24 protein-coding genes, 1 tRNA gene and 1 pseudogene are annotated in these 26,430 nt (G+C 73.5%); 15 read left to right on the top strand and 11 right to left on the bottom strand.

Annotation, left to right across the window (positions count from 1 at the left end; genetic code table 11):
- The first annotated feature begins 85 nt into the window (after positions 1–85).
- Complete coding sequence (locus FXF50_RS10865; RefSeq protein ID WP_148427088.1) at positions 86–598, top strand: DUF6232 family protein; 513 nt, start codon at positions 86–88, stop codon at positions 596–598.
- Here FXF50_RS10865 and FXF50_RS10870 read toward each other — a convergent pair.
- Entirely contained in the window at positions 544–972 is a 429-nt protein-coding gene (locus FXF50_RS10870) for a nuclear transport factor 2 family protein (protein ID WP_148427089.1), read from the bottom strand. The genes FXF50_RS10865 and FXF50_RS10870 overlap by 55 nt on opposite strands.
- 68 nt (positions 973–1,040) lie before the next feature.
- Between FXF50_RS10870 and FXF50_RS10875 the strand changes: the two genes are divergently transcribed.
- Together FXF50_RS10875 and FXF50_RS10880 are read left to right on the top strand one after the other, a co-directional pair.
- Positions 1,041–1,523, top strand: coding sequence for a DUF6232 family protein (locus FXF50_RS10875; RefSeq protein ID WP_148427090.1), 483 nt, complete (start codon positions 1,041–1,043; stop codon positions 1,521–1,523).
- 72 nt (positions 1,524–1,595) lie between these two features.
- Positions 1,596–2,324, top strand: a complete 729-nt coding sequence (locus tag FXF50_RS10880) for a hypothetical protein (protein ID WP_148427091.1) — start codon at positions 1,596–1,598, stop codon at positions 2,322–2,324.
- Positions 2,325–2,327: 3 nt separating this feature from the next.
- Here FXF50_RS10880 and FXF50_RS10885 read toward each other — a convergent pair whose 3' ends face one another.
- Positions 2,328–2,780 carry a rhodanese-like domain-containing protein gene (locus tag FXF50_RS10885; protein WP_148427092.1) on the bottom strand — a complete coding sequence of 151 codons (453 nt, stop codon included), beginning with the start codon at positions 2,778–2,780 and terminating at the stop codon, positions 2,328–2,330.
- Positions 2,781–2,851: 71 nt separating this feature from the next.
- Here FXF50_RS10885 and FXF50_RS10890 point away from each other — a divergent pair, with 71 nt between their 5' ends.
- Positions 2,852–3,838 carry a helix-turn-helix domain-containing protein gene (locus FXF50_RS10890; protein ID WP_148427093.1) on the top strand — a complete coding sequence of 329 codons (987 nt, stop codon included), beginning with the start codon at positions 2,852–2,854 and terminating at the stop codon, positions 3,836–3,838.
- Here the strand turns inward: FXF50_RS10890 and FXF50_RS10895 are convergent.
- Both FXF50_RS10895 and FXF50_RS10900 read right to left on the bottom strand, forming a co-directional pair.
- Positions 3,822–4,721, bottom strand: a complete 900-nt coding sequence (locus FXF50_RS10895) for a ribokinase (protein WP_148427094.1) — start codon at positions 4,719–4,721, stop codon at positions 3,822–3,824. The two genes, FXF50_RS10890 and FXF50_RS10895, sit on opposite strands and share 17 nt — an antisense overlap.
- Before the next feature lie 20 nt (positions 4,722–4,741).
- Positions 4,742–5,639: pseudogene (locus FXF50_RS10900) on the bottom strand (ABC transporter ATP-binding protein).
- A gap of 75 nt (positions 5,640–5,714) precedes the next feature.
- Here FXF50_RS10900 and FXF50_RS10905 point away from each other — a divergent pair.
- Both FXF50_RS10905 and FXF50_RS10910 read left to right on the top strand, forming a co-directional pair.
- Entirely contained in the window at positions 5,715–6,719 is a 1,005-nt protein-coding gene (locus tag FXF50_RS10905) for an ABC transporter ATP-binding protein (protein ID WP_148427096.1), read from the top strand.
- The gene (locus FXF50_RS10910; protein ID WP_148427097.1) at positions 6,716–7,726 is read left to right on the top strand and encodes an ABC transporter permease subunit; all 1,011 of its coding nucleotides are present in this window, start codon (positions 6,716–6,718) and stop codon (positions 7,724–7,726) included. The genes FXF50_RS10905 and FXF50_RS10910 overlap by 4 nt, the downstream gene beginning before the upstream one ends.
- A gap of 112 nt (positions 7,727–7,838) precedes the next feature.
- Here FXF50_RS10910 and FXF50_RS10915 read toward each other — a convergent pair whose 3' ends face one another.
- Positions 7,839–9,014, bottom strand: coding sequence for an ROK family transcriptional regulator (locus FXF50_RS10915; RefSeq protein WP_148427098.1), 1,176 nt, complete (start codon positions 9,012–9,014; stop codon positions 7,839–7,841).
- Positions 9,015–9,137: 123 nt separating this feature from the next.
- On the opposite strand from FXF50_RS10915, the gene FXF50_RS10920 reads away from it, so the two are divergent.
- Both FXF50_RS10920 and FXF50_RS10925 read left to right on the top strand, forming a co-directional pair.
- Positions 9,138–10,589 (top strand): glycoside hydrolase family 3 N-terminal domain-containing protein, encoded by a 1,452-nt coding sequence (locus FXF50_RS10920; protein WP_148427099.1) that lies wholly within the window; start codon positions 9,138–9,140, stop codon positions 10,587–10,589.
- 36 nt (positions 10,590–10,625) lie between these two features.
- A complete protein-coding gene (locus tag FXF50_RS10925; RefSeq protein ID WP_148427100.1) occupies positions 10,626–11,822 on the top strand; it encodes a PP2C family protein-serine/threonine phosphatase in 1,197 nt (398 codons plus the stop codon).
- Positions 11,823–11,828: 6 nt separating this feature from the next.
- On the opposite strand, the gene FXF50_RS10930 is transcribed toward FXF50_RS10925, so the two are convergent.
- Positions 11,829–12,191, bottom strand: a complete 363-nt coding sequence (locus FXF50_RS10930; RefSeq protein WP_148427101.1) for an STAS domain-containing protein — start codon at positions 12,189–12,191, stop codon at positions 11,829–11,831.
- Positions 12,192–12,337: 146 nt separating this feature from the next.
- On the opposite strand from FXF50_RS10930, the gene FXF50_RS10935 reads away from it, so the two are divergent.
- From FXF50_RS10935 to FXF50_RS10945, 3 genes are read left to right on the top strand one after another with little or no spacing between them, the layout of a single operon-like run.
- Positions 12,338–12,817: a hypothetical protein gene (locus tag FXF50_RS10935; protein WP_148427102.1), complete on the top strand. Its 480-nt coding sequence runs from the start codon at positions 12,338–12,340 to the stop codon at positions 12,815–12,817.
- Positions 12,814–13,314 carry a thiol-disulfide oxidoreductase DCC family protein gene (locus FXF50_RS10940; protein WP_148427103.1) on the top strand — a complete coding sequence of 167 codons (501 nt, stop codon included), beginning with the start codon at positions 12,814–12,816 and terminating at the stop codon, positions 13,312–13,314. Before FXF50_RS10935 ends, FXF50_RS10940 begins: the two co-directional genes overlap by 4 nt.
- Complete coding sequence (locus tag FXF50_RS10945; RefSeq protein ID WP_148427104.1) at positions 13,247–13,954, top strand: TetR/AcrR family transcriptional regulator; 708 nt, start codon at positions 13,247–13,249, stop codon at positions 13,952–13,954. The genes FXF50_RS10940 and FXF50_RS10945 overlap by 68 nt, the downstream gene beginning before the upstream one ends.
- A 177-nt stretch (positions 13,955–14,131) precedes the next feature.
- On the opposite strand, the gene FXF50_RS10950 is transcribed toward FXF50_RS10945, so the two are convergent.
- On the bottom strand, positions 14,132–14,797 hold the full coding sequence (locus FXF50_RS10950) for a GNAT family N-acetyltransferase (protein WP_148427105.1): 666 nt from the start codon (positions 14,795–14,797) through the stop codon (positions 14,132–14,134).
- 128 nt (positions 14,798–14,925) lie between these two features.
- Between FXF50_RS10950 and FXF50_RS10955 the strand changes: the two genes are divergently transcribed.
- The 4 genes from FXF50_RS10955 to FXF50_RS10970 all read left to right on the top strand — a co-directional run bounded on the left by FXF50_RS10955 (position 14,926) and on the right by FXF50_RS10970 (position 17,494).
- Positions 14,926–15,621, top strand: coding sequence for a response regulator transcription factor (locus FXF50_RS10955; protein ID WP_148427106.1), 696 nt, complete (start codon positions 14,926–14,928; stop codon positions 15,619–15,621).
- On the top strand, positions 15,614–16,636 hold the full coding sequence (locus FXF50_RS10960) for a sensor histidine kinase KdpD (RefSeq protein WP_148427107.1): 1,023 nt from the start codon (positions 15,614–15,616) through the stop codon (positions 16,634–16,636). Before FXF50_RS10955 ends, FXF50_RS10960 begins: the two co-directional genes overlap by 8 nt.
- A 64-nt stretch (positions 16,637–16,700) precedes the next feature.
- Positions 16,701–16,886 (top strand): DNA repair protein, encoded by a 186-nt coding sequence (locus FXF50_RS10965; RefSeq protein WP_148427108.1) that lies wholly within the window; start codon positions 16,701–16,703, stop codon positions 16,884–16,886.
- A 92-nt stretch (positions 16,887–16,978) separates the two neighbouring features.
- Entirely contained in the window at positions 16,979–17,494 is a 516-nt protein-coding gene (locus FXF50_RS10970) for a hypothetical protein (protein WP_148427109.1), read from the top strand.
- Between the two features lie 107 nt (positions 17,495–17,601).
- Here FXF50_RS10970 and FXF50_RS10975 read toward each other — a convergent pair whose 3' ends face one another.
- The 4 genes from FXF50_RS10975 to FXF50_RS10990 form a co-directional block, all read right to left on the bottom strand.
- A complete protein-coding gene (locus FXF50_RS10975; protein ID WP_148427110.1) occupies positions 17,602–18,339 on the bottom strand; it encodes a Clp protease N-terminal domain-containing protein in 738 nt (245 codons plus the stop codon).
- Positions 18,340–18,518: 179 nt separating this feature from the next.
- Positions 18,519–19,067: a hypothetical protein gene (locus FXF50_RS10980; RefSeq protein ID WP_148427111.1), complete on the bottom strand. Its 549-nt coding sequence runs from the start codon at positions 19,065–19,067 to the stop codon at positions 18,519–18,521.
- A 518-nt stretch (positions 19,068–19,585) separates the two neighbouring features.
- A tRNA-Lys gene (locus FXF50_RS10985) sits at positions 19,586–19,658 on the bottom strand.
- A 507-nt stretch (positions 19,659–20,165) separates the two neighbouring features.
- Positions 20,166–26,294, bottom strand: a complete 6,129-nt coding sequence (locus tag FXF50_RS10990; RefSeq protein WP_148427112.1) for a hypothetical protein — start codon at positions 26,292–26,294, stop codon at positions 20,166–20,168.
- Positions 26,295–26,430: the final 136 nt, after the last annotated feature.

A 26,430-nucleotide genomic window follows, 5' to 3' on the forward strand; every position in this document is an offset into this window, starting at 1 on the left:
GAAGTCGCGTGCCAACCTTACGACCAGGGTCGTTGGGGTAGACAGTGTGGTGTCGACGGCCCCAGGTCGCACCGGGAGTGAGGCCATGATCACCTACTACGACGACCGCTCGGTCCGGGTCACCTCCACCGCCGTCCGCGTCGACGGGCGCACCTACCCCCTGGCCGAGCTGGGCATGGTGTGGCACCGCCGGGGCAACCGCTCCTGGCGGGTGCTCGCCGGCCGGGGCGCGATCGGGGCGGCCCTCGCCGGCCCGCTGGTGGCCGCCGTGCTCGGCATCGGGCTGGCGGTCTGGCTGCACCGCTCCGCCGTGGTCACGATCGCCATCGTCGGCGCGTCCGTGCTGGTCGGCCTCGGCGTCGGGCCGCTCGCCGACGTGCTCTTCGAACACCTCGACCGGTCGTACGCCCGGGGCAGCCGGGAGTGGGAGATGTGGGCGCGCTGGCGGGGCCAGCCGGTGCGGCTGCTGCACACCGGCGACGCGCTGCGCTTCGGCCAGATCTACCGGGCGGTGCAGCGCGCCATCGAGAGCGCGCCCGCGACTCAAAAGGCGATCGGCTCGTCGGGCAGCAACCCGAGGCCACGCAGCAGGCCGTAGGTGTCCTGCTCGCCCCAGAACTGGACGATCCGCCCGCCGGCCAGCCGGTACATCTTGCAGGCGCTCTGCACCGTGGTCGCGCCGGTCGCGTCCCGCCGGTAGGTCTGCGCCATCGACACCACCACCCGGTCCTCGGCCGCGAAGATCTCCAGGATCTGCTGGTCGAGCACGGTCAACCCCGGCGAGGAGACGGCCGCCTCGGGGTAGCGCCGGCCGCGCACCGCCGTGCCGGAGCCGTAGATCTCCACGTCCTCGGCGACCACCTCGGCCAGCTCGGCAAGGTCCTTGGTGACGAAGGTCCGCAGGTACCGCCGGACCACCTCGATGTTGCGCTCCTGCTCGGTGCCAGCCTCGATCCCACTCCGGTCCGCCATGCCGGGACGCTACCCCGGCGGCGCTCGCCGCACCGTCCCCTCTGGACCGCGGGTGGTTAGGCTGAGTGATGACCCTCTATTACCGGGACGACGCGGTACAGGTCACCTCCGAGGCCATCCACGCGGGCGGGCACGTCGTCGCGCTCGCCGACGTCACGTACGTCTGGCACGCCCGCGGCGCCACCACCCTGGCGGTCCGGGGCCGGGTCCTGGGGCGCGGGGTGCTGGTCCTGCTGCTGTCGCTGCCGCCGCTCGTGGCGCTGGTCTGCGTGCTCTCGCTGGCCTGGGCCGCGCAGGACCGGGGCGACTGGAAGCTGGCGCTGGTCATCGTGGCGGCGTTCGTGGTGGTCGGGCTGGCCCTGACCCCGTTCCTGGAGGTGCCGCTGGGCTGGTTGGACCGCTCCTACGAGCGGGGCAACCGGGTGCACGAGCTGTGGGTGCAGCACCACGGGCGGGAGGAGCTGCTGCTGCGCACCCCCGACGCGCTCCGGTTCGGGCAGATCTACCGGGCCGTGCAGCGTGCCGTCGAACAGCAGGGCGACCGCCGCTGACGGCCCGGGTGTGACGGTGGCCGCCCCGCCGCCACCCGGCGGTCCTGGCCGGCGGGACGCACACTGGGTGGCATGGCGATTCCCCTCCCCCGTCCCGGCGCCGTCGTCGGGCTCACCCGTTCCGCGCTGGACCAGGCGTTCGGCTCGGCCGCCGCGTTCGCCGCCGTGCCGGCCCGCGCCTTCGCGGTGCTCGACGAGGTGGAGACGCTGCTGCGGCGGATCAACGGGGTGGTCGACCGCATCGAGGGCACCCTGGACCGCACGGACCGGGTGCTCGACGACGCGGAGGCCGCGGTCCGGGAGGTCGGCGTGATCAGCGCCGCCGCCACCGAGGCGATCGAGAGCGCCACCAGCGTCGCCACGGCCGCCGCCGTCGTGGTGGGCGAGGCCGACCGGGTGGCCCGGGCGGCGGGTGCCCTGGTCGCCGAGGCCGACGCGGTGGCCGCCCGGGCCGCCGGCACGGTGGTCGCCGCCGAGGAGGCGGCCGGCACCGCCGCCGAGCTGCTGGGCGCGTACGAGCCGGCGCTGCGCCGGGCCGCGCCCATGGCGACCCGGTTCATCGAGCAGCTCAGCCCGGAGGAGGTGACCGCGGCGATCCGGCTGGTCGACGAGCTGCCGAAGCTGAAGGAGCACCTCACCTCGGACGTGCTGCCGATCCTGGCCACGCTGGACCGGGTCGGCCCGGACCTGCACGACCTGCTGGACGTCACCCGGGACCTCAAGCTGGCCGTGGCCGGCATCCCCGGGCTGGGCATGCTGCGTCGCCGGGGCGAACGCCTGACCGACGAGCCCGTCGACTGACGGTCAGCAGTCGCAGGCGACCGCCGACCGGGGCGCGGTCAGCTCGTCCACCCGGCGGCGCACCGTGCCGGTCGGGGTGACCACCGGCAGCCCCTCCCGCGCCCAGTACTCGAAGCCGCCGATCATCTCCTTCACGGGCCGGCCGAGCCGGGCGAACTCCAGCGCCGCCCGGGTGGCGCCGTTGCAGCCCGGCCCCCAGCAGTACGTCACCACCGTCGACCCGGCCGGCACGAGCTCGGCGCCGCGGGCGGCGATCTCGGCGGTGGGCAGGTGCAGGGCGCCCGGCAGGTGGCCCTGCCGCCACGCGGCGTCGCCCCGCGAGTCGACCACCACCAGTCCGGGCGTGCCCGCCTCCAGGGCGGCGTGCACATCGCTGACGTCGGTCTCGAAGCTGAGTCGGGCGTGGAAGTGGGCGGCGGCGGTCGCCGGGTCGGCCGGCGGCACGGAGAAGGTCATGTGCCGATCCTGCGGCCCGCCGGGACACCGGCGGGAGTGGCGTGATCGCCGTCCTTCGCTAACATCCCGCCATGACCTCCGTCGACCGGACCGTGGCGGTGCTCGCGTACCCGGGGATGTCGGTCTTCGAGACCGGCATCGTGACCGAGGTGTTCGGGCTGCCCCGGCCCGAGCTGGAGGTGGACTGGTACCGGCTCACCGTCTGCGCGGAGCGCCCCGGCGCGGTGCCCGTCGTCGGCGGGGCCGCCCTGCACACCCCGTACGGCCTGGAGACCCTCGCGGAGGCCGGCACGGTGATCCTGCCCGGGGTGCCGGACGTGACCGTCGACCCCTCGCCGGAGCTGGTGGGCGCGCTGCGCCGGGCGCACCGCCGGGGCGCCCGGCTCATGTCGATCTGCTCCGGCGCCTTCGCCCTGGCCGGCGCCGGCCTCCTCGACGGCCGGCGGGCCACCACCCACTGGCGGTACGCCGACGTGCTGGCCCGCCGCCACCCGGCGGTCACGGTCGACCCCGACGTGCTCTACCTGGACGACGGCGACATCCTCACCAGTGCGGGCAGCGCCGCCGGGCTGGACCTCTGCGTGCACGTGGTCCGGCGCGACCTCGGCGCGGCGGTGGCGAACGCGGTGGCCCGCCGACTGGTGATCCCGCCGCACCGCGACGGCGGGCAGGCGCAGTTCATCGAGGCGCCGGTGAGTGTGGACCCGGACGACCACTCGATCGCCGCGAGCCTGGCCTGGGCGGTCCGCCACCTGGCCGAGCCGCTGACCGTGGCGGCGCTGGCCCGGCAGGCGCACCTGTCGACCCGCAGCTACCTGCGGCACTTCGCCCGGGCCACCGGCACCAGCCCGATCCGCTGGCTCATCGACCAGCGGGTGCGGGCCAGCCTGGCGCTGCTGGAGACGACCGACGCCCCGGTGGCCGAGATCGCGGCGGCGGTCGGCTTCGACAGCCCGGTCACCTACCGGCACCACTTCGGCCGCGCCATGCGGACGTCGCCGTCGGCGTACCGGCGGGCGTTCCGGCCGGCGCGGCCTGAGGTCAGGCCGGCCGGCTGAACAGCTCGTCGATCTCCACCCGGCGGGGCAGCGCCACCGAGGCGCCCAGCTTGCGGACGCAGGCCGCCCCGGCCGCCGCCGCCCAGTGCACGGCCTCGACCAGTTCGCGCCCCTCGCCCCAGGCCACCGCCAGCGCGGCCGTGAAGGCGTCACCGGCGGCCGTGGTGTCGACCACGTCGACCTTCACGGCCGGCACGTGCACGGCCGGCCGGTCGCGTTCGACGTACCAGGCGCCCTGGCCGCCGAGGGTGAGCACCGCGCGGGGCACCAGTTCCAGCAGCGCCGTCGGCTCGTCGGCGCCCCGGCCGGTGAGCGCGTGCGCCTCCGTCTCGTTGACCACCAGCAGGTCGACCGCGGCCAGCAGTTCCGCCGGCACCGGCCGGGCGGGCGCCGCGTTGAGCACCACCCGGGTGTCGGCCGACCGGGCCGCCAGCGCCGCCGCGGTCACCGTCTCGACCGGCACCTCCAGCTGCGCGACCAGCACGTCCGCCTCGCGCACGGCGGCCAGCTCGTCGTCGGTGAGGCCGGTGAACGCCTCGTTGGCGCCGGGCGTGACGAGGATGGCGTTCTCCCCCGCGCCGCCCACCATGACCAGGGCGACGCCGGAGGAGCCGTACACCACCCGGAGGTGGGCGGTGTCGACGCCGGCCGCGGTGATCCGGGCCCGGAGGGTGACCCCGAAGGCGTCCGAGCCGATCGCGCCGAGGAAGACGCAGGACGCGCCGGCGCGCACGGCGGCGACGGCCTGGTTGGCGCCCTTGCCGCCGGGCAGCATGACGAAGTCGCTGCCGAGCACGGTCTCCCCCGGCCGGGGCAGCGCGGGGGCGGTGCCGACCAGGTCCATGTTCGCGCTGCCCACCACGGCGACCCGGGTCTGCTGCACGGCGCCGTCTCCCGTCGGGCTCAGGCGGCGCGCGCGGTCCAGCGCTCGCCGGCCCGCGACACGACCAGCGGCAGGCCGAACGTCTTCGACAGGTTGTCGGCCGTGAGGGTCTCGGCGAGCAGGCCCTGCGCCACGACGCCGCCCTCGCGCAGCAGCAGCGCGTGGGTGAAGCCCGGCGGGATCTCCTCGACGTGGTGGGTGACCAGCACCATGGCCGGGGCGTCCGGGTCGTACGCCAGCTCGGCGAGCCGGGCGACCAGGTCCTCCCGGCCGCCCAGGTCGAGCCCGGCGGCCGGCTCGTCGAGCAGCAGCAGCTCCGGGTCGGTCATCAGGGCCCGGGCGATCTGCACCCGCTTGCGCTCGCCCTCGGAGAGCGTGCCGTACGTGCGCTCGGCGAGGTGGGCGACGCCGAGCTGGCCGAGCAGCGCGCGGGCCCGGGACTCGTCGGTGCGGTCGTAGCTCTCCCGCCAGCGACCGACCACCGACCAGGCGGCGGTCACCACGACGTCGGTGACCCGCTCGTCGGCGGGGATCCGCTCGGCGAGGGTGGCGGTGGAGAGGCCGATCCGGGTGCGCAGCTCGTTGACGTCGGTGCGACCGATCCGCTCGCCGAGCACGTGGGCCACGCCGGTGGTCGGGTGCAGCCGGCCGGCGGCCAGGTTGAGCAGGGTGGTCTTGCCGGCGCCGTTCGGGCCGAGCACCACCCAGCGTTCGTCCAGCTCGACCCGCCAGTCGACGTCCTGGAGCAGCGCGCTGCCGGACCGCTTGACGCCGACGCCGTCGAGGCTGACCACCAGATCCGCGTCCACGGGTGCGGGGGCGGGGGCGCCGGCGGCGCCGGGGATCAGGTCACCAGTCACGGTTCCCATCCAACCACGCAGCCGGCCCGGTGCCCCCCACGGGCGTCGTCGCGGCCATAGGGTGGGGCGCCGTGTCGTTGGCCACCACTCCGGGAGGACGCCTCATGCGCGACCGCTGCCGAAAGGCGTGCGGATGAGCGCGGTCATCGAGATCGCCGGTCTCCGCAAGACGTTCCACACCCTGCGTCAGGGGCGCCGGGTCGCCGTCGACGGCTTCGACCTGCTGGTCGAGAGCGGGCAGGTGCACGGCTTCCTCGGGCCGAACGGCTCCGGGAAGACCACCACGCTGCGCGCCCTGCTCGGGCTGGTCCGGGCCGACGCGGGCCGGATGCGCGTGCTCGGGGCCGACTCCCCGGAGCGGCTGGCCGAGGTGGCCGGGCGGGTCGGCGCGATCGTGGAGAGCCCCCAGTTCTTCGGCAACTTCACCGCCAACAAGACGCTGCGGCTGCTGGCGCTGGCCGGCGGCGTGCCCACCACCCGGGTCGACGAGGTGCTGGAGCAGGTCGGCCTGCGGGACCGGGGCGACGAGCGGGTGAAGGGCTACTCGCTGGGCATGAAGCAGCGGCTGGCGGTCGCCTCGGCGCTGCTCAAGGACCCGGAGCTGCTGATCCTGGACGAGCCGGCGAACGGCCTGGACCCGGCGGGCATCCGGGAGATGCGCGATCTCATGCGGTCGCTCGCCGCGGCCGGGGTGACCGTGCTGCTCTCCAGCCACATCCTGGCCGAGATCCAGCTCATCTGCGACCACGTGACGATCATCAGCCGGGGTCGGCGGGTCGCGTACGGGCCGGTGGAGCAGGTGCTGGCCGGCTTCGACCAGCACCAGTGGCAGGTCCGGGTGGCCGAGCCCGAGCGGGCCGTGGAGCTGCTCGGCCGCGCCGGCCTGTCGGTGACCGCGTACCCGGAGCACCTGGTGGTGACCGGGGTCGTCGACCCCGAACTGATCAGCCGCACGCTGGGCGAGCAGGGCCTCTGGGTGCGCGAGCTGGTCCCGCTCCGGCCGGACCTGGAGAGCGTCTTCCTGGAGCTGACCGGCGACCACCCGCACCCGGCGCTGCCCCGCCAGGTGGACGGGGCCCCGCCGCGCGACGGAGTGATCGACCTGGACGTCCGGGAGAGCCGGGAGGTGGACGCGTGAACCTGGTCCGTGCCGAGCTGGAGCGGCTGGCCGCCCGCCGTTTCGTGCAGCTCATGCTGCTGCTGCTGGTGGTCGCCTTCGCGGTGACCGTGGCGACCACGCTGGCCGGTTCGCACCGCCCCACCGAGGGGGAGCGGATCCGGGCCCAGGCGCAGGCCGCCGACGAGGTGCGCAACCTGGAACTGGCGCACGACCGCTGCCTGCGGATCAAGGCGGGCACGGTGACCCCCGACGAGAACGACTACCTGCCCCGGGACTGCGCGCAGATCGACCCGGCGCGGATGGAGAAGCTGCCGGCCCCCTCCGACTACCTCAGCGGGGTGTTCGTCTTCGCCAACGAGGCCGAGCCGCTGCTCTACTTCCTGATCGCGTTCCTGGCCATGTTCGGTTTCCTGGTCGGCGCCTCCTACATCGGCGCCGACCTGAACTCGGGCGGCGTGGTCAACCTGCTGCTCTGGCGGCCGCGCCGGCTCGCCGTGCTCGGCGCCAAGCTGGGCACGCTGCTCGGCGGGCTGCTCGGGCTCTCCGCGCTGGCGTCGGTGGCGTACCTGGGGGTGTTCTGGCTGATCGGCGAGGCGTCCGGGCTGACCGGCCGGACGGGCGGCGCGTTCTGGTCGTCGCTCGCGGCCGTCTGGGTGCGCGGGCTGGTGCTGGTGCTGCTCGCCGCGGCGCTCGGCTTCGCCCTGGCCACGCTCGGCCGGCACACCTCGGCGGCGCTCGGCACGGTGGCCGCCTACCTGGTGGTGTGGGAGCTGGGCGCGCGGCTGGTGTTCCAGATCCTCTCGGTGACCCGCCCGGACCGGTTCATGCTCTCCAGCTACCTGGCCGCCTGGCTCAGCGGCGAGGCACGGTTCTGGGACAACGACGCCTGCTCCGGCGACATCGCGGGCTTCTGCGACGGTTACTACTCGCTGGGCTGGGCGCCGGGGCTGGTGGTCCTGCTCGCCCTGACCGCCGCGCTGACGGTAGGGGCCTTCACGGCGTTCCGCCGTCGCGACCTGATCTGAGGGGCGCCGGTGCGGCCCCGGATCGCGGGCCGCACCGGCAACTCCTTGCAGAGTCCCATCACCTCGTGAAGAATTCCTTCACATGGCGGCCGGGGCGACGACGGGCCGGCGGTCAGCCGACCGTCGAGCCGAACACCTCGTCGCGCACCGCGTCCAGGGCCGTGCGCAGTGCGCCGCGCAGGATCGGCTCCTCGGTCAGCCCGGTGCTCACCACCCGCGGCCGGACCAGGGTGATCGCGGCGACCTCGTGCTGCACCCGCTCGGCCAGCGCCGCCCCGCCGGCCTGCCCCACCTCGCCGGCCAGCACCACCAGCGGCGGGTCGAGCACCACGCAGGTGCTCGCCACGCCGAGCGCCAGCCGGCGGGCCAGCTCGTCCAGCACCGGGCTGCCCGCCGTGCCGGCGGCGATGGCGGCGCGCACCGCGTCGGCCGCGCCGTCCGCCGCGAAGCCGTGCTCGGCGGCCACCGCGCGGACCGCGTCGGCCCCGGCGAGCTGCTGGAACGCCGGCTTGGCCCGCTTCGACACGTCGCGCGGGATGGGTACGCCGGGCACCGGCAGGTAGCCGATCTCGCCGGCCGCCCCGCTGCTGCCGTGGTGCAGCCGCCCGCCCAGCATGATGGCCAGACCCACACCGGCGTCCAGCCAGACGAGCACGAAGTCCGCCGTGCCCTGCGCCGCGCCGGACTGCGCCTCGGCCACGGCGGCGAGGTTCACGTCGTTCTCGAAGACCACCGGGGTGTGCAGGTCCTCCCGGAGCGCCGCGAGCAGGCCGCTGTGCCAGCGCGGCAGGTTGAACGCGAAGGTGATGTCGCCGGTGCGCGGGTCGACGAGACCCGGGGTGCCGAGCACGATCCGACGCACGCTGGACAGCTCCGCGCCGGCGCTGCTGGCGGCCTGGACCACCGCGTTGTGCACCACGCCGACCGGGTCGTCGGTGTCCTTCGTGGACTGCTCGACGCGGCCGGCCACCACCCCGGTGATGTCGGCGCAGGCGGCCACCACCCGCTCGGCGCCGACGTCCACGCCGACCACGTACGCGCTGCCCGGGCGGACCGCGTAGAGCTGGGCGTTCGGGCCCCGCCCGCCGGCCTGCTCGCCGACCCGGGTGACCAGGCCGCGCTCCTCCAGCCGTTCGACCAGCTGCGACGCGGTGACCTTGGACAGCCCGGTCAGCTCCCCGATCCGCGCCCGGGTCAACGGCCCCTGCTCGAGCAGCAGCTCCAGCGCCGCGCGGTCGTTGAGCGCCCGCAACAGTCGGGGGGTGCCGGGCAGCCGGGTCGCACTCATGCCACGTCCTCTATTTTCAGTAAAGTTTGCTAACCACAAAACGCCTGCCGAGGGGTGTCCGTTAGCGTATCGGCCACCCCGATCCGGGGTCGTCGGACGACCCGGCAGGGAAAGGGGCTACTCGTGGGGTTGGATCCAGGACTCCGTCGGCTCGCGCTGGGCACGCTGCTGGCGGCGTACCCCGGCCCCGTCCCGCCCAACTGGGCGGTCGACCTGCTCGCCGAGGGGCTCGCCGGGCACACCCTGTTCGGCACCAACATCCACGACCCGGCCCAGGTGGCGGCGGCCACCGAGGCGCTGCGCGCCGGCCGCCCGGACGTGCTCATCGCGATCGACGAGGAGGGCGGGGACGTCACCCGGCTGGCGCACGCCACCGGCAGCCCGTACCCGGGCAACGCCGCCCTCGGCGCGGTCGACGACGTGACCCTGACCCGCCAGGTCTACGCCGCGATCGGCGCCGAGCTGGCCGCCCTCGGCCTCAACCTGGACCTCGCGCCGACCGTCGACGTGAACACCGCCGACGAGAACCCGGTGATCGGCACCCGCTCGTTCGGCGCCGACCCGGCCCGGGTGGCCGCCCACTCGGCCGCCGCGGTCGCCGGCCTCCAGTCCGCCGGGGTGGCCGCCTGCGCCAAGCACTTCCCCGGGCACGGCGCGACGGTCGCCGACTCCCACTACGAGCTGCCCACCGTCGACGTGCCTCCGGCCGTGCTGCGCGAGCGCGACCTGCCGCCGTTCGCCGCGGTGGTCGACGCCGGCGTACGCGCCGTCATGACCGCGCACATCCGGGTGCCCGCCCTGACCGGCGACGGTCCCGCCACGTTCAGCCGGGCGGTCCTGGTCGACCTGCTGCGCCACGAGTACGGCTTCACCGGCGCCGTGATCACCGACGCGCTGGAGATGAAGGGCGCCGCGCTGGCCGCCGGCGGGGTGGGACCCGCCGCGGTCCGCGCCCTGGCCGCCGGGGCGGACCTGCTCTGCATCGGCGCCAGGGTCGACGCCGACCTGGTGGCGCACGTCGTCGAGGAGATCGTGGCCGCCCTCGCCGACGGCCGGCTGGACCGGGCCCGGGTCGAGGAGGCCGCCGGCCGGGCCGCCGAGCTGACCGCCTGGACGGCCGCGGGCGGCACCGCGGCCAGCACCCCGGACGGCCTCGGCTACGCGGCCGCCCTGCGCGCCGTACGCGTCGAGGGCGACGTCGCCGGCCTCACCGCTCCGCTGGTGGTGCAGGTGCACGCCACCTCCACCATCGCCGAGGGGCGGGTGCCGTGGGGGCTGGGTCCGCACCTGGCCGGGGCCGAGGAGGTCCGCGCGGTCGCCGGCGAGACCGACCCGGACGAGCTGCGCCGGCTCGCCGGGAAGCGGCCCATCGTGCTGGTCGGCCGGCACCTGCACCGGCTGCCCGGGGCGCGGGATCTGGTCGACGCGCTGGCCGCCACGCACCCGGTGACGGTGGTGGAGATGGGCTGGCCGGGCGGCTGGCGGCCGACCGGGGCGCGGGCCTTCGTCACCACGTACGGCGCCAGCCACGCCAACGGGCGGGCGGCGGCACAGGTGCTCGGTCTGTCCGGCTGAGGTCTGCCGGGTCGCGTTCCGGGGTACACGTGTCGGATGAGCCCAACCGACTCCTGGCACCGGGCAGTGGCCGACCTTGCCTCGCGGTCCCACCGGGTGCCCCCGGACGCGGTGCCCGCGGCCGTGACCGCGGCGGTGCGCGACCTCGGCGTGACCGTGACCACGTACGTGGTGGACGTCGAGCAGGAGCTGCTGCGCCCGCTGCCCGAGCCGGGTCGGCCGCTGCCGGATCCGCTGCCGATCGACGCCAGCCTGCCGGGCCGCGCCTACAGCGAGGTGCGGGTGCGCACCGGGCAGGACGGCCGGCTCTGGGTGCCGGTGGTCAACGGGACCGAGCGGCTGGGCCTGCTGGAGGTCCGGTTGCCGGCCGGGGCGGACCCGGACGATCCCGCCCTCCGGGACGGCTGCCGGACGATCGCCGGCCTCGTCGGGCACCTGGTGACCAGCAAGTCCCCGTACGGCGACGGCCTCCAGCGCGTCCGGCGCAGCCAGCCCATGGCGGTCTCCGCCGAGCTGCTCTGGCAACAGCTCCCCCCGCTCACCTTCGCCATCGACACGGTCGTCGTCAGCGCGATCCTGGAGCCCTGCTACGAGGTGGGCGGGGACGCGTTCGACTACGCGCTGGACGGCGGCCGGCTCGCGCTGGCGGTGCTGGACGGGGTCGGGCACGGGCTGCCCGCGACGTTGACCACCTCGGTGGCGCTCGCCGCCCTGCGGGCCGCCCGGCGCACCGGCGGCGGGCTCGCCGAGCAGGTCGCCGCGGTCGACGCGGCCCTGCTCAGCCAGTGGCGGGACGGACGGTTCGTGACCGCCGTCCTGGCCGAGGTCGAGGTCGACACCGGCCTGGTCCGGTACGTCAACGCCGGCCATCCCGCCCCGGTGCTGCTACGCCGGGGACGAGCCGTGCGGGCCCTGACCGGTGGCCGGCGCCCGCCGCTCGGACTGAACGTGCCCGGTGGCGAGCCGGGCGAGGCCCGACTGGAGCCGGAGGACCGGCTGCTGCTCTACACCGACGGCGTGACCGAGGCCCGCGACGCGGCCGGGGAGATGTTCGGACTGTCCCGGCTGGCCGATCTGGCCGAGCGGCACATCGGCTCGGAGCTGCCCGCGGCGGAGACGCTGCGCCGGCTGAGCCGCGCCGTGACCGCGCACCGCGGCACCGCGTCCCGCGACGACGCCAGCATGGTGCTGGTGGAGTGGTCCGGCGCGGCGGCGGCCCGGATGGAGCCCTGAGGCCGGTCAGCGGAGGCGGCGCCAGCCGGGTTCCACGGTGGTGCCGTCGTCGTCCCGTCCGCCCGGCCAGCCGAGCAGGACGTCGACCGCGGTGATCCGCAGCACCCGGGCCACCAGAGGCTGAGGGTCGGCCACCCGGAGCGTCGCGCCGCGGCCGACCGCCTCCGCGGCGCCGCGCAGCAGGGCGGCCACCCCGGTCGAGTCGAGGAAGGCGACACCACCGAGATCGACCACGACCTCCAGCAGGCCCGGCCGGTCCAGCACGCCGTCGAGCGCCCGGTCGAACGCCGGCACCCCGGCCATGTCGAGGTCGCCGACCGGGCTGAGGACCAGCCGGCCCGCCCCCGCGTCCCGCGTACCGATCTCCATGACCCACCCGTCCGCTCCGTCGACGCCGTGGCGACCCTACCGGCCGGCCGGGATCGGCGCGACGGACGCCTCTCTTGAACACGTTCAAATCCTGTCGTACGCTGAGCCGGACTTCGATTTGAACGCGTTCAAGAGAGGCGACGGCGATGGATGCGAAGGTCTGGATGTACCTGGCCTACCTCACGGTCAGCATCGGGCTGACCGTCTGGGTGGCCCGGGCGCTGTCCCGCAACGGGCTGGTGTTCCTGGAGGACGTCTTCGCCGACAAGCGGCTGGCCGACGCGGTCAACAGCCTGCTGGTGGTCGGCTTCTACCTGCTCAACCTCGGCTACGTCACGGTCGCCATGAAGGAGGCCGACCCGGTGGGCGACACCAGCCAGGCGCTGGAACAGCTCTCCATGAAGGTGGGCCTCGTGCTGCTGGTCCTCGGCGCGCTGCACTTCTTCAACGTCTTCGCGCTCGGCCGCTACCGGCGCGGGCGGCTGCGTCAGCAGGCGGCCGCGCACCCGCCGCTCGCCCCGGTCGGCTACCTCCTGCCGCAGGGCGGCTCCCGACCGGCCAACCCGGCCGGACCGGCGCCGGCCGGACCCACGCCGGGACAGACGCCGCCCGTCCCGCCACGATGACGCTCGCCCCGGGCGGGCGCCCGACGGATCCCACCGGGCACGGGGCCGGTGGGATCCGCGGGTTCACCGTTCTCTACGACGCGCACTGCCCGCTCTGCCGGGCCGCCCGGCAGTGGCTCGCGTCCCGCGCCCAGCTCGTACCCCTGGAGTTCGTGCCGGCCGGGTCGGCGGAGGCCCGGCGGCGCTTCCCCGGGCTCGACCACGACGCCACGCTGCGGGACCTGACCGTGGTGGCCGACACCGGCGCGGTCTACGCGGGCGACGGCGCCTGGTTCGCCTGCCTCTGGGCCCTGGCCGACCACCGCGGGACGGCCGAGCGGCTGGCCCGCCCGCACCTGCTGCCGCTGGCCCGGCGGATGGTGACGACCGCCTCCGCGGTACGTGAGCTGGTCCGGGAACCCCGGCCGGACCCGGGATACGGTGACGACGATGACCGAGCAGAGTGCGCCGACGACCGCTGCGGACGGCCCGAGCACCGGGGCGACGGCCCGGGGTGAGCAGACCCGCCAGCTGATCCTGGACACCGCCATGCGGCTGTTCCGCGAGCGGGGATACGCGCGCACCACCATGCGCGCCATCGCCCAGGAGGCCGGCGTGGCGGTGGGCAACGCCTACTACTACTTCGGCTCCAAGGAACACCTGATCCAGGAGTTCTACGCGGACACCCAGCGCGAACACCAGGTGGTGGCCGCGCCGGCGCTGGCCCGGGAGCGGGACTTCGCCGCCCGGCTGGCCGCCGTGCTGCACGCCGGGGTGGACGTGCTGACGCCGTACCACTCGTTCGCCGCCAGCTTCTTCAAGACGGCGGCCGAGCCCACCTCGCCGCTCAGCCCGTTCTCGGCCGAGTCGTCCGGCGCGCGGGAGGCGTCGGTCGCGCTCTTCCGCGAGGTGCTGGAGGGCTCGGCCACCAAGGTGGACGCAGAGCTGCGCGAACCCCTGCCGGAGCTGCTCTGGCTCGGCTACATGGGCGTGGTCCTCTACTGGGTGCACGACCGCTCCCCCGGCCAGGCCAAGACCCGCCAGCTCATCGACGGCGCGGTCCCGCTGGTCGACCGGCTGGTGGGGCTGTCCCGGCTCCGGGTGCTGCGCCCCGTGACCCGCCAGGTCGTCGCCTTGATCCACACATTGCGTCACTGACCGCCCCGGCCACCCCGGCAGACTGAATCGCAGGTCAAGTCCGTAACCGGACAGGGGTCACCAGCCCTTCACCCCTTGCTCGACACGCGATGGACACATAGCGTTACCAGGGTCGGGACCTGGGAGGAGAGGCCGCGGACCGTGGATCCGGCCCGGGATCCACGGTCCGCGCCCGCCTCAGCGCGGGAAGACCCCGTACGAGGTCCAACCCCGGTCCGGAAAGCCGGCCGCCTCGGCCACCCGCGCCGAGGCCTGGTTGCCGTGCTCGTGCAGGTACGTGGGGACCGCGCCCTCGTCCAGCACCCGCCGGGCCGCCTGGGCGACCAGCCGCCGCGCCAGCCCGCGCCCGCGCGCCGCCGGCGCCGTGCCCACCGCCAGTTCGTGCCCGTACGCGTCGTGCCGCTTGATCCCCGCACCCGCCTGGTACGCCCCGTCGGCGTCCCGGACCACCAGCACCTCCCGGTCGAACAGCCGCAGCCACGGCGGCAGCCCGGGCGCGGTCGGCGCGACCCACTCGCCGACGTCCGGCAGCGGCGCCGGGGCGGTGCTCCACCGGAACAGCCCGGCGTGGGTGGTGAACTGCGGCGTGCCGACCGCCGCCGGGAGAGCGGGCAGCAGGCTTCCGCCGGGCCGCTCCCGCACCAGGTCCCGGATCGCGGCGGCCCGGTCCGGCGGCACCGACAGGAGCGCGCACTCCGGTGAGGCGACCGCGACGGCCGGGCGCAGCCGGCCGTCCCAGGCCGGCCGGGCCCGCCGGTGCGACCGGACCACGTGCAGCCCGGGACCGGCCGGCCACTGCCCCAACCAGGTCGCCAGGTGCAGGAACAATCGCCGGTCGAGCACGTGATCACGGTACGCCCGCCGCGCCGGTCCGGCGCGCCGGATGCGCCCGCCCGGCGCCGTAAGAACTCGGCAATAGATCGACTACCCGCCCGTGGCTACGCTGACCTCCGGGTACGGGGAGGTGCGCCGTGGCGCAACGGGTGCTGGTGGTCGACGACGACCGGACGGTCGCCGACGTGGTCTGCCGCTACCTGGAGCACGCCGGCTACGAGGTCGGCCACGTCGGGGACGGGGCCGCCGCGCTGGCCGCCGTGGCCCGTCAGCAGCCCCAACTCGTGGTGCTCGACCTCATGCTGCCGGTGCTGGACGGGCTGGAGGTCTGCCGGCGGCTGCGGGAGCGGCCGGACGGCGTACCCATCGTCATGCTCACCGCCCGCGGCGACGAGGCCGACCGGATCCTCGGCCTGCAACTGGGCGCGGACGACTACCTGAGCAAGCCCTTCTCCCCCCGCGAGCTGGTGCTGCGGGTCCGCTCGGTGCTGCGCCGGGCCGGCGGCGACCCGGCCGGCGTACCCCCCGAACTGCTCGTCGACGGCGGCCTGGAGGTGGCGACCGGCCCCCGGGTGGCCCGGTTGCACGGCCGGGAGCTGACCCTGACCCTGCGCGAGTTCGACCTGCTGGCGCACCTGATGCGGCACCCGGCGCGGGCGTTCCGGCGGGCCGAGCTGCTGGAGCGGGTCTGGGGGTGGCGCTTCGGCGACCAGTCGACGGTGACCGTGCACGTGCGACGGCTCCGGGAGAAGATCGAGGCCGATCCGGCCACGCCCCGCCGGATCGTCACCGTCTGGGGCGTCGGCTACCGGTACGAGCCGGCCGATGCGTGACCTCGCGCTGATCTTCGGGGCGGCCCTGGTCGCGGCGCTCGCCGTCGGGCTGGCCGGCGCCGTGGCGCTGCGGGCGCTGCGGGGCCGGTCGATCACCGTGCACATCTCCGTGCTGCTCGCCATGACGGTCGGCGCTGTGGCCGCCGGGGTGGCGGTGGTCGCCGAGGCGATGTTCCTCTCCCCGCACGACCTCGAAGTGGTGCTGACCACGGTGTCCGCCGCCGCGGTGGTGAGCCTCGCCGTCGGCTGGCTGTTCGGTCGCCGGCTGGCCGCCGCGGCCGTCTGGGCCGACCAGGCGCGGGAGCGGGAGCGCCGGATCGAGAAGGGACGCCGCGACCTGGTCGCCTGGGTCTCGCACGACCTGCGCACCCCGCTCGCCGGGCTGCGGGCGATGGCCGAGGCGCTGGAGGACGGGGTGGTGGACGACCCGGCGACGGTGGCCGAGTACCACCGCCGGATCCGGGTGGAGACCGACCGGATGACCCGGCTGGTCGACGACCTGTTCGAGCTGTCCCGGATCAACGCCGGCGCGCTGCGGCTGTCGCTGTCCGCGGTGCCGCTCGGCGACGTGGTCTCCGACGCCCTGGCCGGCACCGCGCCGCTCGCCGCGGCGCGCCGCATCCGGCTGCTCGCCCCGGAGTCGGGCTGGCCGACGGTGACCGCCAGCGAGCCGGAGCTGGCCCGGGTGGTCGGGAACCTGCTGCTCAACGCGATCCGCTACACGCCGGAGGACGGCACCGTCCGCGTGGACGCCGGCCGGGACGCCGACACCGCCTGGCTGGCCGTCGCGGACACCTGCGGCGGGATCCCGGAGCGCGACCTGCCCCGGGTCTTCGACGTGGCGTTCCGGGGCGAGCCGGCGCGGACCCCACGCGCCGCCGACGACGGCGGTTCGGGCGGGCTGGGGCTGGCCATCGTGCGCGGGCTGATTGAGGCGCACGGCGGGCGGGTAGATGTCCAGAACATCACCGACGGCTGCCGATTCGTGGTCCGGTTGCCGGCCACGGGAACCTGACGCATCGATCCCGCGTCATATTCATTTCCATACATGTACAAGTTTCTCTGGGACGGTAATGGTCATGCCGAATCAGCCGAATGACCGGTACCAGCAGGACGCCGAGCAGCGCTGGCAGGCCGTCGAGGCCGCCGGGCGGTTCCCGGCGCAGGCCGACTACCGGGGGGCCCGGCGCGGGTCGCTCTCCTGGGCGGCGTTGAACGCGCTGCCGGCCGGCGTCTCCACCCGGCGCGGCCTCACCGCCCGCTGACACGCCCGGGCCGCTCCGCACCGAGCTTTCGCACAGGTGTCCTGTAGCGTCTTGTGGTCCGAATCCGGCCTACCACAGGAGAAGCTCCGCGCATGGGCAAGAAGACGATCCACGTCTCCGACTTCACCGGCCAGGTGCTGGGCCCCGACGACGAGGTGGTCAAGGTCGTCGTACTGGAGCACCCGGACCTGGTCGCCGGGCCCGTGCAACTCGACGCCACCCCGGTCGAGGTGGAGAGCATCGACGACGCCGCGCTGGACGTGGCCGTGGTGGAGATCCACGACAAGCACGGCGGGGGCGAGCCGCGGCGGGTGGTGCTGACCGCCAGCGAGTTCGACGCGATGGCCACCGACGTGCCCATGGCGCAGCTGCTGCGTACCGCCGAGCGGGTCAAGCCGCCCAAGGCCCGGCGGGGCGCCGAGAAGATCGACTACGGCACCATCGAGCACGCCGGCAAGCCGCACCGCGGCCGGGTCACCGAGGAGGAGGCCCGGCTGGTCCGCGACCGGCTCGACGAGGTGAACAAGCGCCTCGCCGACGCGGGGATCCGCCAGGTCGACCCGGCCGACCCGGAGCACGCCGCCCGCTACGGCTTCCCCACCGCCTGACGAGTCCGCGCCGGGCACGCGCCCCCGTGACGCGTGCCCGGCGCGGGCTGTGGTGCGTTTCCCGGCGCGGCTGTGGCGCGCGCCCGGCGCGGCGCTGCCCGTGCGGCTCAGGCCCGCTTGCGGGCGATCTCGGCCAGGGCGCCCTCGACCGCGGACTCCAGGGCCGCCTTCTCCAGCCCGAGCCCGGTGAGCACACCGTCGCCGCCCTCCTCCTCGAGCAGGGCCAGCAGGATGTGCTCGGTGCCCACGTAGTTGTGGCCCAGCCGCAGCGCCTCCCGGAACGTCAGCTCCAGGACCTTCTTGGCCCGCGCGTCGTAGGGGATGAGGTCCGGGACCTGGTCGGCCTTCGCCGGCAGGGTCGCGGTGACGACCTCCCGCAGCCGCTCCAGGGGTACGCCCCGAGCCACGATCAGCGCGGCGGCCAGGCCCTCCGGCTCGGCGAGCAGGCCGAGGGCGACGTGCCCCGGCGTGATCTCGGCGTTCCCGGCGGCGCGCGCCTCCTCCTGCGAGGACAGCACCACGTTGCGGGCCCGCGGGGTGAACCGGCCGAAGCCGGCGTTCGGGTCGAGCGCGGCGGCCGTCTCGGCCTTCGCGGCGGACCGCTTCTGCGCGGCCTGCTTGCTCACCCCCATGCTGCGGCCGATCTCCGTCCAGGAGGCCCCCGACCGGCGGGCCTGGTCGACGAAGTGCCCGATCAGGTGGTCGGCGACGTCGCCCAGGTGGTCGGCGACCAGGACGGCGCCGGCGAGCTGGTCCAGCGCGTCCGTGTGCGCCTTCTTGATGCCCTCGATCAGGTCGTCGAGGCGTACCGGGTGGTTCATCTTCAGCGACTCTGTCTCCTCCATGCGTCAACCATAGGTTGACGGAGTCGAGGCGTCAACCGTCGGTTGACGATCTCGATGACAGAGCGCCCCGGCCCGCGGGATGCGCGCCGGGGCGCTGTGCGGCGTGCGGTCAGGCGACGAAGCGGCCTGTACAACGCCGCTGGCCGGCACCCCGTCGGGGTGCCGGCCAGCGTGTCGGCTCAGCTGTTCCAGTTGTGGGCGACGATGTCGGCGGCCTGCTGCTCCCACTGCGCGTACGCATCCGGGTAGGCCGAGACCTGCACGGTCTGGGCGGCCTCGGTCAGCGGCATGTCCTGCCAACCGTCGACCTGCTTCAGACCCTTGAGGAACGCGAGCGTCGAGTACTCGGGGTTGGTGATCTGCTCCGGCGTGCCCCAACCACTGGACGGGCGCTGCTGGAACAGGCCCAGCGAGTCGTGGTCGTTGCGGTCGCCGAGGTGGCCCAGGTTCTCCAGCTTCGACTCCTGCAGGCTGGTGGCGATCGAGATGACCGCCGCCCGCTCCGGCAGGCCGGCCTTCTTCGTGGCGGCGATGATCGCCTTGGCGTTGGCGGTCTGCTCGTCGTTCAGGTCGATCTTCGACTGCGCGCCCTGCACACTCACCGCGACCGGCTTCGTGCTGTGCACGGGGGCGGCGTCGGCGTGAGCGGCGATCGGACCGGCGAAGACACCACCGGTGAAGGCCAGACCAGCAATACCGAGAACGCTCTTCCGCAGCATCGTGTTCATGACAAAGCTCCTTGGGGGTTGGCGCACCACGCCGATGGGGGTCGGGTGTGCGCGAGCACCGTCAGGCGCTCAAAGAAAGTCTTGGGGGATCATCCGGCGTGCGGGGCGGGGCCTCTTCGTCGCTCCGGGACCAGGTACAACGACCGGCGGCCCACCATCATTCCGGGCCCGGGACACCCGCGTCGGCGGGCCATCCTCCTCGGTCGTTCACGGGGATACAACGACGCCCACCCGCCGGCCATTCCGCCGCCAGAGTGCCACCGACCACCCCCGAAACGGACATCCGGCCTCACACACCCCGGTCGGCGGAACGGCATGGGTGGATCCGAGCCCCGGAGGCAAACATGACGTTCCACTCAACGATTTGAGGTGAGGGGCGGAGTCGGACATTCACCCCAAGCCGACCGGGAGACGGCTTCGGCAGCGTCCCGATCTCGGATGAGCCAGCGGTGCGGCGGGGGCGGATGGGCCCGGTACGCGTCAGGCCCGGTCCGAGAGGACCGGGCCTGACCGAACCGTGCGCCGCCAGGGACTCGAACCCCGAACCCGCGGATTAAGAGTCCGCTGCTCTGCCAGTTGAGCTAGCGGCGCTCGCCGGCAACGGCAGGAACGGTAACACGCCGCCGATCGGCCCCTTCCGGGGGCGGCCACCCTTTCGCCCAGGGGCGCCGGCCGCTCCACCCGCCGGCCGCGCAGCTCCGCTGAACCAGCGTGAACAAGCCGGTGGTACGCGAAAAAACTCAGGCCCGGTGCATCGCACCGGGCTTGAGTTTCGCTTGTCGTGCGCCGCCAGGGACTCGAACCCCGAACCCGCGGATTAAGAGTCAGCGTCGATCGATACCCCGCGTGCCCACGCTTCCCACCAGTCCACGCTTCGGCAGGTCTCGGCTGATCCCACCCGGACGCACGTACCACAAGTCCATACGACGCCGACCCTGTCCACGGCGACCGAGCACCCGCCGAGCACCCGGATGTACGTCGCCCGGCGCTACGCCGACCGGCGATAACCGCCGCCCCACGACGAAACCCAATGCTTCGGGCCAATGGTTCACCAAGCTGTTCCGGCGGCAGTCACGAACCCGCCGCCGGACCAGCCTGTCACTGCTGTCGCGCTTTCCTCCACGCCGCCGCGAACACCGGCTCCGGTTCCCACAGCCCGTCGTCGGGTCGCTCGACGAGCACGTCGAAGTACCGCAACGCCTCCACCGACCGGGCGCCGCCACATTCGGTTACCTCGAGCCAGGTGGCCAGGTCTTCGCTGCTCATCGGAGCGTTGTAGTCGAGCAGCGAGTCGAAAGCGGCCGCCAGCGTCGGGTTGTTCGCCAGTCCGACCTGGTCGACGAACACACTGGCGACTTCGGCGCTGTTGAGCCTTGCTGCGGTGATCGCATCGCACACGCGTCGGGCGGTGCGTTCGGTGGCCGCGAGCCGTGCGGCGTCGTCGAGTAGCACCGTCCATCCGCCGGTAGCCTCCAGCAGCATCTTCTGGCTGGCCGCGTCACCGAAACACGAGATCTCGTTGTCGACGACCCACGACCGCAGCCCGCCCGGCGACAGCCGGCGCAGCACGATCACCCGGTCGGTGACCTCCCCCAGCGGCGGAGCGTCGTCCTTGGTGAACAGTTCGCTGACGCTGGCGTCGACGACCGCGACCAGGGAGCGGGTCACCCCGGCTGCCGGCAGCAGGGTGTCGACCTGGAGCAGTTCGTTGAGCGCGTTGTCGAGCCTGGTTGTCGACAGGTCGCTGAGCACGACTCGGTGCCGGTCACCGGGCGCCCCGCCGCGCAGTTCCCGCCGGTAGCCCGCTGGTCCCCTGGTCACATGCAGGGTGAATCGCGCCCCGATCATGTCCGCTTCCTCGGTCAGCCGTGCCGCGACCCGGTCGATCCCGGTCGCCTGGGTGCCGACGACCACCCACAGGTGGTTGCCCCGTTCGGTCAAGGTGGCCAGCTGCTTCTCGGTCACCGGCGAGATGCGGCCGTCGGTCAGCGTTCGGCGGGCCTGCTCGGCCGACAGGGTGGTGACAACGTTACGCCATTCCAGCGCGCACAGCTCTTCCTCGATGGTCTCCGCGGTGCCGAGAAGACGCAGCACGTTGCTGGACCGCAGCCGCCACCGGCCGCCGGTTTCCGACAGGACCCCGAGGCCGCTCATCTCCGACAGCAGCGACCGGAACTCGTCGGCTCCCTGGTCGGCGAACCCTTCCGGCCACCACGCCAGGCACTCGTCCCGCAGCATGTTCGTGGGGATGGCGTGGTCGGCGCCTTTCTCCAGCGCGGAGAGGGCGACGACGAGCGCGATCAGCTTGTACCGCGAGTCGAGGTTGAGGGTTAGGTGCACCGTCTCACGGATCTTCTGCCGGACGGCGTTGGAGCCGATCACGCGTTCCAGGTCCTCGTCGCGGATGCGGTACCGCGGCCCTTCCAGGCCCCGTCGGCTCAACGCTTCCCGCACGAGCTCCTCGCCGACCATCTGCAGCAGCTTCGGCTGGTAGTTGCAGTAGGCGAGGACCCGGTGGATGAGCTCGTCGGAGTCGAAGGAGGTCCCGAGGGTGTCCATCGGGGTGAACATCAGATCGTGCGCCGCGGCCGGTGTCAGCGGGCCGATGGCGATCGGGTCGCCGAAGTGCGCGCTGGCGAGCGGCTGGTTGGGTAGGTGCGCGAACCGCTGGACCTGGTGCAGGCCGGCGAACACTGGCTTGAAGTTGCGGTTCGTGGTCATCATCAGGTTACGCAGGCGGGTGGTGTGCTCGAACCCTGTCCGGGCGTCCGCGTCGAAGAACCCGTCGCATTCGTCGAGAAGCAGCAGCAGCCTGCGCTGGTTGTTGCTGCCAAGCCACGTGGTGATCGTCGTCTCGACGTACTGGGCGGCGTCGCGGGCCCGTTTGCGCGGCGAGGTGATACCCCGCTGGGCGAGCCGTTCGGCGATCATGTTCCACAGGTCGTCGATCTTGACCGTGGCGCCGAACCCGCCTGACAGCGGCAGATACACCGCGACCCGGTCCTGGTAGAGCTCGAACTGGCGGGCCGCGGCCTGCAGCAGCGCCGACTTGCCCAGCTGCCGGCCGCCGTAGAGCAGGTTCGCGCCGTACGGGTCGAGAATGCTCTTGCGTTCGTCGACGCGGCCGAAGAACATCTCCCTGGGCAGCGCGTCGTGGCCGCTCGGGTGGTACGGGTTGGTCGCCGCGTACGGCAGCAGGATCCGTTCGGTCGTGGCGAACAGCCCGCCTCCGCGGGCGGCGAGGAACGCGATCGCGGCGTCGTCGACGACCATGACCGGCCGGTCGGCGCGGGCCGCGCACTCCTTGGCCAGGACCTTGCGGTGGTCGGCGGACATGCTGCCGAACAGCAAGACGAGGATCGGGTCGATGCTCTGGTCCTGCTCCACCCAGGTCAGCAGCGTGGCGGCGTCCTGCACGCCCCAGCACAGCATCACCTTCAGCAGGTCACCGGCGCGAGACCCGAACGCCGGAACCCGTGCCCCACCGGTCAGCTTGACGCCGGTGAGCTCGACCCATTTCCGGGTCGGGGCGTTACCGAGCTTGTACGGGGTCCTTTCGCCGGTGAACTCGACACCGGCCAGCCGCAGCGCATACCCGAGCACCGACTTCGTCCGCTGGTGGCGCAACGACTGCCGTTCCGTGGTCATCCGGTGCCACTGCTCGAGGCCCTCGACGGCGTTGGTCCGTTCAAAATCGTTGAGCCGGCTGAAGTCGAGGCCGTTGTGGGTGTCCCCGTCCCGGGCAGCCCGGATCAGCGCCGGGGTGACACCGTCGGTGGCGGCGCCGAGGACAGCGAGGAACTTCTCCAGGTCGGTCGAGCGGATGGTGCTGGGTGGCTCCTCTCCAGCGAGGATGTTGAGCAGGTACTCCTCGGCGGTGGCGAGGTCTCCGGTGTCGATGCGGGCGTTGATGAGCTCCGCGGCGTTGTCGGAGACCTTCGGACCGGTGTTGTTGGCCGCCCGGCTGGCGGCCTCATTGAGCTCGATCGTGACACGGCTTCGCATCGCCTCCTGAGCCTTGCTGGCGTACTCGGGCAGACGGCCTGCGATGTCTTCGAGCTGGCGTCGGACCGCTCCCAGGTCGGTGCGCTTGGGGTTGGCTGCCTCCAGCTCGGCGATGACCCGGGAGTTGTCAGCGTGGCTGAGCTGTCCCAGCCGGGCGGCTTTCTCCACCTGCGTGGCGACATCCGCCCGCAACGCCCGCACCTCGTTCTGCGACCGGGCGATGCTGCCCTCGAGGCGGTCCACCATCTCCTCGACCCGCAGTGGGTCTGCGTCTGCGACCGCGTCGATGATGATCCGCGCCGCGCCGTAGTCCTCGATGGCAAGCCGGGCGTCGAACGCGGCCGCCCACGACGTCGCCACCGCTGACTCGATGTCGGTGATCGTCACCGGCCTGGCGGGGTTCAGTTTCGCGTCGACCGGCAGGGCCGGGCTGCGCAGCAGCTCCCGGTTGAGGACGATGTTCGGGTCCGGTTCGGTCCCGCTGAGACTGGTTCCGTCCAGCAGCTCGACACTGCGGGCGACGCTTTCCCGGCAGGCAGCCGCCGCGGCGGCGAGGAGAACGTCGTCGCTGTTTCCCGCCGTGTCACGCAGTTCGATGTCGGCGTCGACCCATCCGGCGCGGACCTCGTTGCGCAGCTCCGCCAGTTGCGGGGGCACCTGAAGGCTGTCTCGGGCCGCGTCCGGGTTCGCCCGGATCGCGTCGACCCAGGCGCCGACGGCGTCGAGGCATTCACGCGCGTGGTCGGTGAGGCGCCGACGGGCCGCACCTTCCAGCGGCCGGGAGTTTTTCGCCCGGATCTGGGCGTCTTCACGCATCAGGTCCTCGGCGATCGCCTCCCGGCGGGCGAACTTGCGCAGCCGTTCGACGGCGACGTCGATGTCGACGCGACGGTCGTGGGCGGCGATGTCGAGCACCTGGCCGATGAGCCCGTCGGCAGACCACCAGCGGTCGGCGATCTGCTGCGCGCGGGCGAACCGCACGGTCCGCAGCCGGTCGCGTGCCTGGGCGGCGGCCTCGACGGCGGTGGCGATGCTCTGGTCGGCTCCTGCGATCGGGGCGAGCGCGGCGAGGATCGCGCTGCTGGACAGCAGGCCGCGGGCGGAGGCGGTGCCGATCGCGCCGGCGACCCGGGTCAGGTGCGGCAGTTCGTGCAGAGAGCCGACCAGGCCCTCCAGGATCGTGCCGGCGTTCGGGTCGGCGGTCACCAGCGCCCCGCGGACGGCGGCGGCGAGCAGCGCCAGCTGGGAGGCGCGGTCGCCGTCGAAGTGGTGTACGTGGAGCGCGTCGAGGTCGGCGCGCAGCATGGCCGAAGTGGCGCCGCTTTCGCTGCGGACCGCTTCGGACAGCGTGAGCATGCGCAGCGCCTGGGCGCGGGTGGCGTTCCCCCGGGCGGTCGCGGCGTGGAACGCCAGACAGTAGCGCCGTCTGCGTAGCAGCGACGCCATGAGGCTGTCGTCCGCGGCGTCGTCGGGTTTCCGCAGTGCGCCAGCTGGCCGATGCTGCTCAGACGGCGCCTTCGGCTGCAGACTGATCAGGTCGGCTCCGTCGCTGGGCTGGTCACCGGGCCCGTCCTGCGCCGCCGCGTCGGCGGCGGCGCGGGGCTCGATCGCCTCCGCCCTTGTGGCCGCACCAGTGCCGTTGTCTCGTGTGCTCACGGGGTCGTCATGACCGCAGCCGTTGGCCGTGACCGGCGCGACGCTGCCGGCGGTGCCGTCCGGGGCGGCCGGCGATTCGTTGACAGCGATGCCGTCGGAGACGGCGGGCGCACCGGTCGGCGGGGCGGTCGCTACCGCTACGGCGAAGGTGGTCCGGGCCTCTGACGCCAGCGCGTCCACGCTCTCGGCGGGATCGTCTTGGCGGGCGGCGGCGTTGTGTGCGCCGGTGGTGTCGTCGGTCCTGGCGGTCAGTTTTCCCATGAGTGCGACGACCAGCACCGGGCCGAGCTCCGTGGGCAGGTGCTGCTGCGCGGTGGAGTACAGGTGTGTCGCCTGCGCGATGTCGTCGGCTTCGGCGGCGTCGATGATCTGCAGCAGGGTGATGAGCGCGGTGACGTGGTTGCGCTGGTCGTCGTCCCAGCAGTCGGTGTCGAGGAGTTGCTGGGCGAGCTGTCGGACGCCGGCCAGCATGTCGGCGCTCGTGTCGGGTCCGGACAGGTGCGTCAGCCGGGTCAACTGTTCGCGTGCTGTGCGGTCTTTGTCCTGTACGGCTGAGGCACGGTCGAGCGCGGCGGCGAGTTCGGCGCAGTCGTCACCGAAGTCGGGGTCCACGCCGAGGCCGGCGAGGACGGCCCGGGCATGCGTGACGACCGTGCCCAGCTCGGCGACCCGGTCGAGCAGGTGCTGATCGGGCAGCTTTGACGCGGCGAGAGCGTCGAATATCTGCTGGGTGGCATCGTGGGCGGTGTCGACCGTGGCACGCAACCGGACGGCGAGTTCCGCGACGGTCGTGTCCGCGGCCGGGCCTCCTTCGACGTCGGCGTCCGTCACCGCGGTGGTGACGTCTGGTCGGTGAGCGCCGGTTTCAGTGGGACCGTGGTGGCTGGCGGCTAACCCTACGGTGGTTTCGCTGCTGTCTGGCATGTCTGCCCCGTCTTCTGTTTCTGTGTCCGAACCGGGGTCGCTGATCGCGTCGGCTCCCAGCACTTCCAGGCGGGCGCAGGCGGCGGCGATGTCGTTGACCACCTCCGCAGGCCAGGTCGGCAGGGCCAGTCCGCTGGTGAGCGCGAGCCGCAGTGCGGCGACGACCTGTGGCAGGTCGTACCAGAACACGAGAACCATCAGCCGGACGGCGTTGGCCTGGCTGGCGTCGTCGACCAGCGCCTTGCGCAACGCGTCGTCATCGCGGTCGGTCAGCCACGCGTCGAGTGGTTCCATCAGCCGCCGCAGGACCGGCCGGGTGATGGTGCGTGCCGCCCGTCTGCGGTCTGCCGTGGTCCAGGTACGTAGCTTGGCCAACCCGTTGGCGGCCGCGATCGGGACGGGTTTCCTCGCCGATGGGACACGCAGGTGGCTCAGGAAGTCGGTGCGCTCCGGGTTGGGGATGCGCCAGACGAGGTCGGAGAACTCCTCCGGGGTCAAGACCTTGAATGCCGCCTCCAGCGCGTCGTTGAGACGCTCGAGCTGGGCGGCGAGTTCGGCCTTCGCGGTGTATCCCTGCCGCTCTTCGTCGTCGGTGGCCTCGGCGGCCAGCTCGGCGAACCCTTCCGAGGTGCAGATCAGCACCGGTGTGTGACGGTGACGGTGCCGCAGGCGACCACTCATCTGGGGGTGTGACTCCTATCCGCGGAGGGCTGTGTGCTGGAAACGGTGCTGGCGGCCGGTGGACGGGCGAGACGTCAGTAGAACAAGCGGGTATGAC

Origin of the sequence: Micromonospora sp. AP08 (genome assembly GCF_008085935.1) — a bacterium.
In the GTDB taxonomy this organism is placed as follows: Bacteria; Actinomycetota; Actinomycetes; order Mycobacteriales; family Micromonosporaceae; genus Micromonospora; species Micromonospora chersina.